The sequence below is a fragment of the Enterococcus sp. AZ129 genome, assembly GCF_051714505.1.
Lineage (GTDB): Bacteria > Bacillota > Bacilli > Lactobacillales > Enterococcaceae > Enterococcus > Enterococcus faecalis.
Map to the genome: position 1 here is coordinate 1,751,309 of NZ_JBIORY010000001.1, position 11,788 is coordinate 1,763,096.

The 11,788-nt window shown below is 36.0% G+C and carries 13 protein-coding genes; 2 read left to right on the forward strand and 11 right to left on the reverse strand.

All coding sequences use genetic code 11. The features are described 5' to 3' along the window. Nucleotides 1–105: 105 nt before the first annotated feature. Both IGJ90_RS08730 and IGJ90_RS08735 read left to right on the forward strand, forming a co-directional pair. On the forward strand, nucleotides 106–255 hold the full coding sequence (locus IGJ90_RS08730; protein ID WP_002357118.1) for a hypothetical protein: 150 nt from the start codon (nucleotides 106–108) through the stop codon (nucleotides 253–255). Nucleotides 256–405: 150 nt separating this feature from the next. Further along, nucleotides 406–765: an iron chaperone gene (locus IGJ90_RS08735; RefSeq protein ID WP_002364154.1), complete on the forward strand. Its 360-nt coding sequence runs from the start codon at nucleotides 406–408 to the stop codon at nucleotides 763–765. A 199-nt stretch (nucleotides 766–964) separates the two neighbouring features. Here IGJ90_RS08735 and IGJ90_RS08740 read toward each other — a convergent pair whose 3' ends face one another. From IGJ90_RS08740 to IGJ90_RS08790, 11 genes are all read right to left on the reverse strand, one after another. Continuing rightward, the gene (locus tag IGJ90_RS08740) at nucleotides 965–1,315 is read right to left on the reverse strand and encodes a DUF2200 domain-containing protein (RefSeq protein WP_002366875.1); all 351 of its coding nucleotides are present in this window, start codon (nucleotides 1,313–1,315) and stop codon (nucleotides 965–967) included. Between the two features lie 73 nt (nucleotides 1,316–1,388). Then, on the reverse strand, nucleotides 1,389–2,393 hold the full coding sequence (locus IGJ90_RS08745; protein WP_002357110.1) for an SIS domain-containing protein: 1,005 nt from the start codon (nucleotides 2,391–2,393) through the stop codon (nucleotides 1,389–1,391). Then, nucleotides 2,387–3,463: an SIS domain-containing protein gene (locus IGJ90_RS08750; protein WP_438767995.1), complete on the reverse strand. Its 1,077-nt coding sequence runs from the start codon at nucleotides 3,461–3,463 to the stop codon at nucleotides 2,387–2,389. Before IGJ90_RS08750 ends, IGJ90_RS08745 begins: the two co-directional genes overlap by 7 nt. A gap of 10 nt (nucleotides 3,464–3,473) precedes the next feature. Then, nucleotides 3,474–4,307 carry a PTS system mannose/fructose/sorbose family transporter subunit IID gene (locus IGJ90_RS08755; RefSeq protein ID WP_002384383.1) on the reverse strand — a complete coding sequence of 278 codons (834 nt, stop codon included), beginning with the start codon at nucleotides 4,305–4,307 and terminating at the stop codon, nucleotides 3,474–3,476. After that, nucleotides 4,288–5,079 carry a PTS mannose/fructose/sorbose/N-acetylgalactosamine transporter subunit IIC gene (locus IGJ90_RS08760; RefSeq protein WP_002374532.1) on the reverse strand — a complete coding sequence of 264 codons (792 nt, stop codon included), beginning with the start codon at nucleotides 5,077–5,079 and terminating at the stop codon, nucleotides 4,288–4,290. The genes IGJ90_RS08755 and IGJ90_RS08760 overlap by 20 nt, the downstream gene beginning before the upstream one ends. Nucleotides 5,080–5,094: 15 nt before the next feature. After that, a complete protein-coding gene (locus IGJ90_RS08765; RefSeq protein WP_002357106.1) occupies nucleotides 5,095–5,565 on the reverse strand; it encodes a PTS sugar transporter subunit IIB in 471 nt (156 codons plus the stop codon). 11 nt (nucleotides 5,566–5,576) lie between these two features. After that, nucleotides 5,577–5,996 carry a PTS sugar transporter subunit IIA gene (locus tag IGJ90_RS08770; protein WP_002389037.1) on the reverse strand — a complete coding sequence of 140 codons (420 nt, stop codon included), beginning with the start codon at nucleotides 5,994–5,996 and terminating at the stop codon, nucleotides 5,577–5,579. 71 nt (nucleotides 5,997–6,067) lie between these two features. Next, entirely contained in the window at nucleotides 6,068–8,839 is a 2,772-nt protein-coding gene (locus tag IGJ90_RS08775; RefSeq protein WP_438767998.1) for a sigma 54-interacting transcriptional regulator, read from the reverse strand. Nucleotides 8,840–8,982: 143 nt separating this feature from the next. After that, nucleotides 8,983–9,198: a hypothetical protein gene (locus IGJ90_RS08780; RefSeq protein WP_002357102.1), complete on the reverse strand. Its 216-nt coding sequence runs from the start codon at nucleotides 9,196–9,198 to the stop codon at nucleotides 8,983–8,985. Between the two features lie 211 nt (nucleotides 9,199–9,409). Beyond that, nucleotides 9,410–10,771, reverse strand: a complete 1,362-nt coding sequence (locus IGJ90_RS08785) for a deoxyguanosinetriphosphate triphosphohydrolase (protein ID WP_002366879.1) — start codon at nucleotides 10,769–10,771, stop codon at nucleotides 9,410–9,412. 16 nt (nucleotides 10,772–10,787) lie between these two features. Then, the gene (locus IGJ90_RS08790) at nucleotides 10,788–11,612 is read right to left on the reverse strand and encodes a toll/interleukin-1 receptor domain-containing protein (RefSeq protein ID WP_002360036.1); all 825 of its coding nucleotides are present in this window, start codon (nucleotides 11,610–11,612) and stop codon (nucleotides 10,788–10,790) included. Nucleotides 11,613–11,788 lie beyond the last annotated feature (176 nt).

The following is an 11,788-nucleotide window of genomic DNA, read 5'->3' on the forward strand; positions in this document are numbered from 1 at the left end:
AATGTTATTTGTTGCAAAAATAATTTTCCAGTGGTATAGTAACAATGGAATTTCGTTATCAGTTATCGTCGCCTTTTTAGAGTACTTTATGAAAGGAGAATAACTATGACTTACAAAGTAAAAAACATTCAATACCGTATTCAATTAGACACAGACAAAAATATTTTCATTGTTTTTGATGCAAAAAATGAAAGTAAAACAGCAACTGGTCACACAATTGAAGAAGCAATTGCACACTTAAAACAATTAAACTAAGGAGTGACAAACATTTCCATGCAAGACCCTTTAGGTAGTTATTTAAGCTAAAAGCCGTTTAGTAAAGAAAAAATACTAGACGGTTTTTTTGTATCCTCTTCGCCTTTTATTTTTTACATAGTATACTGAAACAAACGGAGGTGTTTTTAGATGACCATCATTGCAAACTATATTCGCCAGCAACCCCAACATCAAACACAGTTAACAGAAATCTACCAAGCAATTTTAGCGGTTGTTCCTCAGGAGACTACTGAAAAAATCGCTTATGGAATGCCGACCTTTTACTTAAATGGCAATTTAGTGCATTTTGCGGCGGCCAAGCAACATTTAGGTTTCTATCCTACGCCATCAGCCATCCAACGTTTCAGCAAAGAATTACGCCCTTTTAAAACCTCGAAAGGTGCCATTCAATTTCCCTACACGCAAGAGTTACCTCTTTCATTAATACAGGAAATAGTTAAATTCCGTGTACAAGAAAACATGAAGAGCGTGGGACAAAAATCACTTTGAATTTTTGTCCCACGCTCAAAAACTAATAAACGGCGGGAACAGAAGCAACTCCTTCGGAAATAAGCCGAAATTCTCCAAAAATTAAAGAACAATTTTCGGAAATTCCTTCTTATTGCTGAGAAACACTATTTGCAAAGCAAATAGATGTTAAACAGTACCTACTTGGTTCTCGGAGTTAAACACTTCTGTCCCGACCTCTTCATGTTCTTAAAATTTTTTCCATCGCTTTTCCCTTGGCCAAATCGTCGATTAACTTATCTAGGTAACGGATTTTTTGCATTAAAGGATCTTCAATTTCTTCCACGCGATAGCCACAAATTACGCCTTTGATCAATTGGGCGTTTTCATTAAAACTGGGTGCTTCTTCAAAAAATTTTTCCATCGTTACTTTTTGAGCCAATTGTTGTTGCAAGCCTTTTTCATCATAACCAGTTAACCAATAAATAATTTCGTCAACCTCCGCTTGCGTTCGATTTTTACGTTCTGCTTTTTGGATATATAGCGGGTAAACACTGGCAAAGGTCATTGTATAGATTTTCGGTTTTGTCATTGGTTTTCCTACTTTCTGAAGTATTCTCTCTTCAGTCTACCACAGGCTTGCTGGAAAAAGAGGCTATTTTGTCTTAGTAATCAAATTGACGATAATAACGACGAATCTCTAATGGGTGACAATTCAATTTTTCTACATGCGCATCAATGCGTTGCGTTACCGCATGCATTAGTAGAAATGAAATAACTCGGCCACGATATTTTTCACTAATTCCTGGAAGTTCATACGCTTTCGAATCAATAATTGTATAATTGGCACAGATTTTCGGCAATAATTTTGCTACTCGTTCTGCCAACGGTCGCTGCTCGTCTTCTCCAATAAACAACGTTACTGGCGTAGTTTCATCTACAATTTCTAGCGTCCCATGTAAGAACTCTGCTGCATGAATTGATTTTGAGCGAAGCCAACTTTGCTCTTCCCAATAGCACATTGCATAAGAATAGACCGCTCCCCATTGGTTCCCTGCGCCAATAAAATAGTGAATGCTATCATGACGATGTTTTTCCGCAAAAGCTAAGCCAAACGCATCGGCACTTTTTTCGGCTTCAGCTAAGCCTGTAGGCAAATATTCTTCCAATTCTTGGTAATAATTTTCGTAATCTGTAAATTCGTTGTTTTTTTGCATTAAACGATCAGCTACCATAAAGAACTTGATTTGCTCAGTTCCTGGAGCTGGATAAGTCACCACATAATCACATAAATCTGCTAAAAGACTGTCTTTTGCATCGATAAAACCAAATAACGTCGCCCCGACCTTTTTGATTTCTTGAACGGCTTGCACCACCTCTTGTGTTGTCCCAGTAACGGAAGACAAGATGACGAATGATTTTTCTGTTAAACGTTTATTGCCTGTTGTGTAATACTCAGCAGCATGTTGAACATAGATTGGTAAATTACTTTTTCCATTCGCATAAGTAACTGCTTGCATGGCTGAAGCATAAGTACCGCCGATTCCTAAATAATAAACCGCATCAAATCCTTTCGTCCAAACTTGATCAACAACTTTTTCAACATCTGAACGCAAGGCTAAGGCACCTCGTATGTCTTTGATTTGTTGTTCTTCATTAAATTTTAACATGGCTGATTTCCCTCTTTCTTTGCTATTTTACTTTTTAGGACACAATCAAAATCATCAAAAATCCGTTGAGATAAATCAATTCCTTTACTTGTAGCTACTTGATACGCCAAATATTGAAATGGAATAACTAACAATAAAGGACTAATTTTTTCTTCGACATCACTTGCTAAACCTAACGTATTTGATGCTCTCGTTGAACGCGTTGTAATTGTGTAACATTGGCCAACATAACTGGCTAGATAATTTTTCAAGGCTTGGCTACGTGCTTGAATAGGACTTTGATTTTCAACAAAAAACAAAAGATGTGTAGTATCCGCTTCAAGATAAGGCCCATGCATATAGGCTTCTACTTCAAATCCTTGGGAAGGTAAGCGAACTGTTTCTGTAAACTTCGTCTCAAACTCTTTTGCCGTACCAATATTGGGCCCATAACCAATTGCGATAAATCGTGTCCCCTCTGTTAATTCTTTTTTCGTTTTTTGCCAAAATTGTTCGGTTTTATAAATCACCGAATCGATTTCCTGAATTGCTTTGGCAAGTTTTGCTAATTCTTCTTCAACCTCTACTTTTGTTAATTGATGCTTTTGATAGCCCAGTTTCAAACCAAATAGAAATAAATTTAAAAGTGTTGCCGTATAGCCTTTTGTGACAAAACCAACTGTTTCAAGCCCCATTTTTAAATCTAGGACTTCATCCACAACCTCCGTAATCGGGCTGGTGACATCACTTGTCAAGGCCACTGTTTTTACAGACGTTTGGTTTTTAATTTTTGCAATGGCATCAATTGTTGAAGCACTTTTACCACTTTGCGAAACTGCTACGACCAGATCAAACCGATCATCCACTTTGCCATAATGAGCAAAATTGAACGGCTCTTGGATTTCCACATAAATAGGCGCCACTTCTTCAAGGTAAACTTTAGCCGCCTGACAAGCGTTATGTGACGAGCCAGTTGCTAAAATTAGACAGTGCGTGACCTTTGAAACGTCTGTATTAGTTAATTGAAATTGGTTAAGACTCTGAGTTAGGGCTGCTTGCTCCTCATTTATATAATCCAGCATCGTTTTCATATTTTGCCTCCTAAAATAGACCAATTAATGAGCCAAGAATTCCGACAATTGCCATGCCACCTAAAATCGCTAAAGGTTTTACTTCTTTTTTCAATAAATAAAAAACAAAACCAAAAGATGCAAGCGGTAATAATTTAGGCATGATATCGTCAAAGATACTTTGAACCGTGACTGCATTTTTGCCACTTCCGCTGATTGTAATCGGGATAGTTAAATCAATCATGGAGGCGGTCATAGCACCTACCACCATCAAGCCAATTATTGAAGCGCCTAATGTGAGACTTTCCATCATGCCATTTGCTTGAATCTTTTTGAGAAAACCAGTTCCTAATTTATAGCCCCAACGATTCAGTAAATAACGAACAATCACATGGGGGACGTTAAAAATGAGTAAAAATAGAATTGGCCCTAACACATTCCCTTGTAAAGCTAACGAAGTTCCAACACCTGTTGCAATCAAGCGTAAGGTTCCCCAGAAAAAGGAATCACCTAAACCAGCTAAAGGTCCCATTAACGAGGTTTTAATACTATCGATTGTTCCAACTTCAAAATTTTCGTCCAGAACATTTTCTTCTTCCATTGCAGCATTAATTCCTAAAATAAACGTCACGATATGCGGCGTGGTATTAAAGAAAGCAAGATGCCGTTTTAAAGCTGCCGCCATCTCTTCTTTTTGAGGATATAATTTCTTTAAAATAGGGATCATGGCATAAACATAAGCCATATTCATCTGACGTTCATAATTCCATGAAAATTCCATTTGAAATGAACGCCAAAAGACTTGATTAAGTTCTTTTTTTGTAATTAAGTTTTCTGTCTTAGTTTTAGAAGTCTTCGTCATCATCAATTACCTCCCCACTTGTTGTTTGTATTGTTTCATTCTTTCCTTTTGCATAATTCATGATATTCACAACAATTACTGCTGTAATGGCACCCAAAATTGCTACTCCTGTTACAGGTAACTTAAAGTAGGCCATTAAGACGAAGCCTAAAAAGAAATATGGCGCCACTTGTTTGTTAATCAGTAAGCGTGCAAGCATCGCAAATCCTAGCGCTGGAATAATCCCCGTTGCAACAGACAACCCATGTTGAATAAATTCAGGGATCAGATCAAGTAAGCCTTTAATGGTGTTGCTGCCCACGGCAAATGAAATAGTTACAATGAGCGCTAGCATGAACGATAAGCCAAAGCCTGCAAGTAAATGCATGTGCTCCACCCCTTTATATGCTCCTTCTTCAGCATACTGATCAGCTTTTTGACTCATGATTGGGATGAGCAAACCCAAATAAATATTTTTAAGAATCAACGTTAACGTTGCGATTGGCAAGCCTAAGACTAAGGCTGTTTCTGTTCCTGCGCCAGCAGTAATAGCAAACGCTGTACCAAGAATCCCACCAGTCACTACATCAGGTGGGATTGATGCGCCCACTGAAAAAGAACCGATGAAAGCTAACTCTAAGGTCGCGCCCATGATTACGCCCGTTTTGACATCACCTAATACAATTCCGACAAATAAACCGGTTACAATTGGTCTTGAAAGCAACGAGGTTCCTAAAGCATATTCCGACTGCGCAATAAAAGCGATGCAACCTAAAAGAATCGCTTGTCCTATCATTTGTATTTCTCCTTTCTACAAGACATTTAATGCTGCTACTTTTTTGTCATTTGGGACTTGTCGAATTTCAACTTCACAACCATTTGCGACCAATTCTTTAACCATTTTTTCTTCATCCGGTGTGATATTAATTGCTTTAGAAATGTTTCGAGTATTTTCCCTTACTTTCATCCCTCCTAAGTTAATTTCTTTTATTTCTGGATAAGCAGTAGCCAATCGATAAGCATCTTCCACACTCTCAACTACAATAAAAAGTTTGTATTTTTCTGTAACACCACTTTTTAGTGCGGCAATCGCATCTTCAATCGTTTTAATGACCAGTTTTACTCCTGCTGGCTTAGCTAGCTTAATGGTTGTTTTTCGAATATCATTTTTAGGTACGTCATCATTTGCGATTAAAATACAATCGGCGCCTAAGCCTTGGGTCCATGAAAAAGCCACTTGACCATGTAACAAGCGATGATCGACTCTTAACAATTTAATCATTTCATTTCCTCCTAAAATTCTTCTTCTAAAATTTCTTTACTAGATAACTCATTACAATAACAAAGACTTTCTTGTCCGTTTTCAACGGCACGTTTTACTAAATCAACTAATGAATCAACAGTATTTATTTGGGTATATATTTCAATTAATGTTGCTAAATTTAATCCTGAAATTAAATGCATTGCTTGTTTCCCCACATAATTAAAGAATTCGTTATTCACGCTTCCGCCAAATAGGTCTGTAATCACAATTAATTCATTTTGTTGATTGTTCTTTAAAATGTCTTTGACCGTCTTGGCTAAATCATAAGGTTGTTCCATATAAGCGCAAAGACATTCCACATTCTTTGTTTCACCACAAATTAAAGCTAATGATGTCTGAATCCCTGCAGCGAAATTACCATGTGTTGCCAGAATAATTTTACGTTCCATTTTCTTCACCTCACTTACTTCTTTATATAGCAAAAAGAGTGCCAAAAAAGTGGCACTCCCTCCTTTTTATTTTAAAAATCGCTTTCTGCGTTGTTAAACTCCGTTTTTCCAAACAACACATCATAGACATAAAAAAGCTCCGATTCAGGTATATTGACACTATAAACTTTTTCAATGACACTAAACGCCTCTTTTAACTCTTGCAAGACCATTCTTTGACACTGCTTTAATTGTTCGGCGCCATTATAATTTTCAATAGGTTCATTCCGGATTAATCGTTCAATTAAACAACTGACATGGACATATACCGCTAATTTACGATCATTTTGAATTGTTTGTTGCCACCGCTCTTCTAATTGAATTAAAAAGACTTCTACTTGTCGAATAATTTTTTCTGTATCTAAAATCGTCACTGATTGAATGACCCGATCTAATGAAAAGTTCCGAATCAACTCATGATTTACATAAGACAGCATATCTTTAGTTAATTCTCTCTTTGTCCATTCTAAAAGGGTCGTAATTCCTTTTCCTGCAATCAACTCTTCTAAAGAGATATACGGGAGGTCATTTGAAGACGGGTTGTTTGTACCGATGATGCCGACAATCTCATATTCTGGAAAACTTTCTTTAATCGACTCTGCATTACGTAATTGATTATATTCACAAGGAATAATCTTTAATTGTGCTTCCGCAGGTAAACTTTTTTCAAGTAAATCTCTAATTTTAACGGCTGTGCCAATTCCGGTACTACACGTTGTTAAAATGACACGTTCCGTTTTATTTTCAGGTAATATGATTTCCCATTCATTTGGATGAACTGTTAACGCTTTTTGGGGCAATTCTTCAAAAGAAACTTCGTCTTTAATGGCTTCTCCTATAGACAGAGCTAAGCTTGTTGTCACATTATTCATTAATAAAAAAGGACCTTCTTCTTCTGCCGGAAAATACTGATAAATTTCTTTCAATGAACCCATATCAAAAAGAATTACTAAACCATTCCTCGTTTCTTGACGTTCCATATAGTGAATTAAGTGTTCGGAAATTTTTTTGGGAGTAACATCTAACGGCATGTCAAACGATTGAAAAATTGGCACATTTAACAGCCGATTTGCAACATTCGCAATACTACTTGCTGTGGCATATCCGTGGGCAACAATCACCGCTTTCGGATAGTGACTTTCCTTTACTGAACCCGAATAGTGAAGATAAATGGTGACAATAATTCGATCCATCTGGGATAGTTCAATATCTAATGAACGTTTCACTAAAGTTAACAGTTGTTCAGCGTAGCCATAACTAGTTGCTAATTTAGTTTGAACTTCTGTTAAAAGTTCGTCAATGACTGTTGTAGGTTCTTTTTCTGGAAACCAATCAATACATCTTCGTTGAAACAGATAGGTGCTTAATGCATAGACTAAACTGCCATTAAACCGAATTTGATAAGACGATTCAATCGTTTCCAATAATTGACGGATATTTTGCGTAATAAACAATAGCATTTCGTGATTTTTCTCTCGCTTCTTTTCAAATAATAAATCATCGAATAAGCGTTCAATTTCTTTCGAGATGTCGTTATTGGCAGTGGAAAGATGATGATGGTGAGAGACATAAAGACGAAGGATTCGTTCATAACTCTGGATAATTCTTCTTTGCGCAAGCTCTGTTTCCTCTAACAAACTAACCAGATTTGTTTGCCCATCTAAACGAATAGGCAATTCATTTTCATCAGGAGCTAGTCTGATCGATTGATCCAGAAATTCTTTCGGTAGATCGTGCAAAGTGATTGGAATAACACGTTTATCAAGATTAGCGGCAAAGCTGCGTGCAGTAATAATTTTTATATTATTTCTTAATTCACCCACATTGCCTACATAATGGTGGTTTTCTAAAAGTTGGATAACTTGTGGCGTGATAGTAACTGCTTTTTGAATAGCTTGCTGTTCCTCATAAAATGCTCGCATAATTAATTGTTTTCTTTCCGCTTGAGTGCGTTCAGCAAGACTTGGGATTTTAATTTGAATAGGAATTCGTCTTAAAAATGTCGTTAAAAAGGTGCTAGAAATTTCTTCAGTTGTGGCAAAGCACAACCGACACGTAACAGGAATGGGCCGATTGGTTTCACCCATCCGATAAATGATACCCTGATCTAAAAATGTAAACAACTTTTCCTGCCCTTCAGGACTCAAACGATGAACTTCATCTAAAAATAAAACGCCCCCTTCTGCACTTTGAAAGGCTCCAATTTTATCGGAATCTGCTCCCGTAAAAGCGCCTTTAAGATGCCCAAATAATTGACTAGTTAAAAGCTCTGGATTGTTGGCATATTGCGCACAATTAACTGTCACAAAAGGTGCTGAATCGTCAAGTAGTTCTTTTGAAAGACAAAACTGATAATATAAGGATGCTAAAAAACTTTTACCCGTACCACTTTCACCTGTAATTAAGACAGGCAATCCACCGCCAGGATAAAGCGCTGCCATTTTTAATTGTTCGATGGTCTGGGCTAAACTACCGCGATAACCAATGACCGACTGAAAAAAATCACTTTTGCGATCAAAAACAGGCTGTTCATCGATCATTTCTTGGAAACTTTGATAAACAGTTCTTTTTAAAAGATAGTTTTGTTGTTGAAACGCTTCTTTATGAAAAAAGTAAACTGGTCGTGTATTGATCTTAACTAGAATTCCTTCTTCGTTTAACTGATTTAAATAGTGACTAGCTGTATTTCGTTTGATAGAAAATGTCGTTGCAATATTGCTTGCTGTGAAAATTTCACTGACTAAAGATGGTTCAAAAAAAGCTGTTTGATTGCGTAAATAATCAACAATTTGCGTTTTTAACATAAAATCACCTCTCGTTTATCATAACGTACCTAAAAAAAACGTCAATATTCAAAATTTCTTTTGTTATTTTTCTTTATATAAGGAGCCCATTTTTTATGTTATTTAATCACAGGAACCTGATTCTATCATTGCAGAATAGGCTTTCATTCAGTATACTGTAAATAGAGGAACAAGAAACGAATTGGATAATTAGGCACTGAAAGAACGCACCACCGTTCTGAATGTTTCGAAACACACAACAGGTTATCGAAATGGCCATTGGAGAAAAATTCCTTTTTCTCCGAGGTTAGCGATTGTGACATGTTGCAATCGTTTTTTGTCCTTAAAATGTTGAGAAAAAGAAAAAAGGCACTTTGCATGTCAGCACCACCTGACAAACAAAGCCCTTCATAGACAGCACAACCTATCTATTCCAGTTGCCTTTTTTGCTAGTTACACTAGCTAATTTTAGTGTACCCGATTTTCAGTGAAATTACTAGCATCTTTAAAATTTTTACTGAAACGATCAGCCTGTGCACTGAACTAGTTTTCTTCAGCGGCGGCAACCGCTGAGAAGCTTTTTCTCAAATTTTAAGTGAATAATGTATCATAAACTTTTTTGGCATATCCATCCGTCATATTACATACAAAGTCCACCGCCATTTTCAAACGATAATAGTCTTTTTCTGCTTCTGTAGCGTTCTTTGCTTCTCTTCTATACAACGCTTTCGCGCTTTCCGAAATATTATTAAAGATTCGCTCCTCATACTTATTCATGGAAACTTTTTCGTATTTTAGTACGACTGGAACAAATTCATCTAGTAAACGATTGATGATATTGAAGCCTAATACCTCTTGATCCAAAATTGTTTTTGTTTGAAAAACATAGGCTCTAGAAAAGTTTTTTAATGCCTGAAAGCATTTCACTTCATCACAATCTTCAATGATAATTTCATTTTGATAGATACCACTCATAATTAAGTCATAATGATTAGCAAAATTTTTCGCTACGCTTTGACAAACAGCCCTTTGTGTCTTTCTCAAAAATTCTTGTAAGGTAGCTTCTTCTGTTTTATCTTTTTCTAACATTAAAAATTTTTTTGTTCCTGTTTGCGCATCAACAAACTGCTTTAAATCTTGATAGCTGTATAAACCATAATTATAGGCATCTTCGATATCTGAAAAAGTATAGGCGATATCATCTGAGGCTTCTAGCAAAAAGACTAATGGGTGTCGCTTATTTTGTGTTCCTGTCGCAAATTTAATGGCGTTAAAGACTTGTTTTTCCGAGTAAAAATAGCCAACTTTTTTAGACAAAAGCTGTTGCTTATTTAATTGATCTGAAGATGCCGTATATTTGATAACTGTATCTAATGTCGTGGCGGTTAGTTTCATTCCTGCTTTAGAAGTCCCATTATCATGATGCAGTTTTGTTAAAAGTCGGATGGTTTGAGCGTTTCCTTCAAAGTTAAGAAAATCATTTTGTTGTTGCTCCGAAAAATCAGACCAACAAGCATACAAAGGACCATTTTTTTCAAACCAAATACGAATGGCTTCTTCCCCAAAATGTCCAAAAGGGGGATTGCCGATATCATGGATTAATGCAGCTGTCTCTAACAACCGATAGCATTCTGATAATTCCATAACCTCAATGTTTCGTTCGTTCAACTGTGAAATAACTAATCTAAGTATATCCCTGCTATGCATTGCCACTTCTAAGCTATGTGTTAAACGCGTTCTTACAAAATCATTACGTTCTAAAGGAAAAACTTGTGTTTTGTCTTGTAAACGTCTAAATGCATCACTTTTAATTACTCTACGATAGTCACTATCAAAAGATTTACGAAGTTCTGTGGCTAAATCAACTTGCTTATTTAACCAGTCATTTTGATATTGTTTACCATTATCAGAAATACGATATGTACCAACCAACTGACGCCAATTCATTTTCATTTATTACCTCCTCCAATTACTCTACCTTCTCTAAATAAGAGACGTAAATATTTTTACATTTACCAATATCACTAAATTCCCGATTGTTATACGCCTTATCCTTTTTCAATTTAAACCGCACTTTTTCGCCTTCTTGAAAAGTTCCCCACGTAAGAAAAAAGAATAGCCAATGGCTTTCATCCTCTGATAGCGTGTCTAAACCTAAACTTTTAGGCTCAATTAAGCTAGGTAATTTAAAACAGTCATAGACCCCTTTTGCTGTACCATACACAGGACGATGAGTGCTAAGAGTCGTTTCAAAATATCCCTTTTCATCAGGTTTTAAATAACTTGCTTGCCGAATCAGTTGTGTCAGTTTATTTTGGAATGGCTGAATATTTTTCTCAACGTTTAGTTCAAAATCTGGCTCAGCTTGTACATCTGTGTCATGAGATAACTTTTTTAATAAGCAGTTGATTTCATTAGTACTTGTCTTATCATTAAACGCAATCGCCAAACGCTCACTGCTAATAACACCTTTCATATCTTTCATAGAAAAATTATTTAACGCAATTGGATAGTGCTTATCTGATAGCATCCAAGAAGCACCCATTTCGTTTAAACATGGAATACTCTGATAATAATGATCAGATAAAAAATACAGCATGACAGGTTGATTGGTTAGCTCCCTTTTAATCGTGTCAAAAATTAATTCTCCTGGCTGTACACCTGTTTCAATAGTGGAACTATAAAAAATATCCTGTGTTCGAAACCCAAACTTTTTCAATAATTGGATAAACGCATCCACATATTCTTGATCCTTTGAACTATGACTAATAAAAATCTTTTTCCCATTGCTCACTACTCAACATCCTCCAAGTTAAATTTGTGTTTTCATTTTTTTGTGAAATTCTATACTATTTCTTTAAGCGTACAGCGTTATCTGAAACCAGTCAATACTAAAATTATAAAATAACAATTATTTTGTTTTATTAAATTTTTATATAATGTTGTTTTGTTAATGTTTTGTTATTTTTA

Bases quoted from the DNA above. Each gene is read 5' to 3' on its own strand.
- IGJ90_RS08730 (WP_002357118.1), top strand. From the start codon at position 106: ATGACTTACAAAGTAAAAAACATTCAATACCGTATTCAATTAGACACA.
- IGJ90_RS08735 (WP_002364154.1), top strand. From the start codon at position 406: ATGACCATCATTGCAAACTATATTCGCCAGCAACCCCAACATCAAACA.
- IGJ90_RS08740 (WP_002366875.1), bottom strand. From the start codon at position 1,315: ATGACAAAACCGAAAATCTATACAATGACCTTTGCCAGTGTTTACCCG.
- IGJ90_RS08745 (WP_002357110.1), bottom strand. From the start codon at position 2,393: ATGTTAAAATTTAATGAAGAACAACAAATCAAAGACATACGAGGTGCC.
- IGJ90_RS08750 (WP_438767995.1), bottom strand. From the start codon at position 3,463: ATGAAAACGATGCTGGATTATATAAATGAGGAGCAAGCAGCCCTAACT.
- IGJ90_RS08755 (WP_002384383.1), bottom strand. From the start codon at position 4,307: ATGATGACGAAGACTTCTAAAACTAAGACAGAAAACTTAATTACAAAA.
- IGJ90_RS08760 (WP_002374532.1), bottom strand. From the start codon at position 5,079: ATGATAGGACAAGCGATTCTTTTAGGTTGCATCGCTTTTATTGCGCAG.
- IGJ90_RS08765 (WP_002357106.1), bottom strand. From the start codon at position 5,565: ATGATTAAATTGTTAAGAGTCGATCATCGCTTGTTACATGGTCAAGTG.
- IGJ90_RS08770 (WP_002389037.1), bottom strand. From the start codon at position 5,996: ATGGAACGTAAAATTATTCTGGCAACACATGGTAATTTCGCTGCAGGG.
- IGJ90_RS08775 (WP_438767998.1), bottom strand. From the start codon at position 8,839: ATGTTAAAAACGCAAATTGTTGATTATTTACGCAATCAAACAGCTTTT.
- IGJ90_RS08780 (WP_002357102.1), bottom strand. From the start codon at position 9,198: ATGCAAAGTGCCTTTTTTCTTTTTCTCAACATTTTAAGGACAAAAAAC.
- IGJ90_RS08785 (WP_002366879.1), bottom strand. From the start codon at position 10,771: ATGAAAATGAATTGGCGTCAGTTGGTTGGTACATATCGTATTTCTGAT.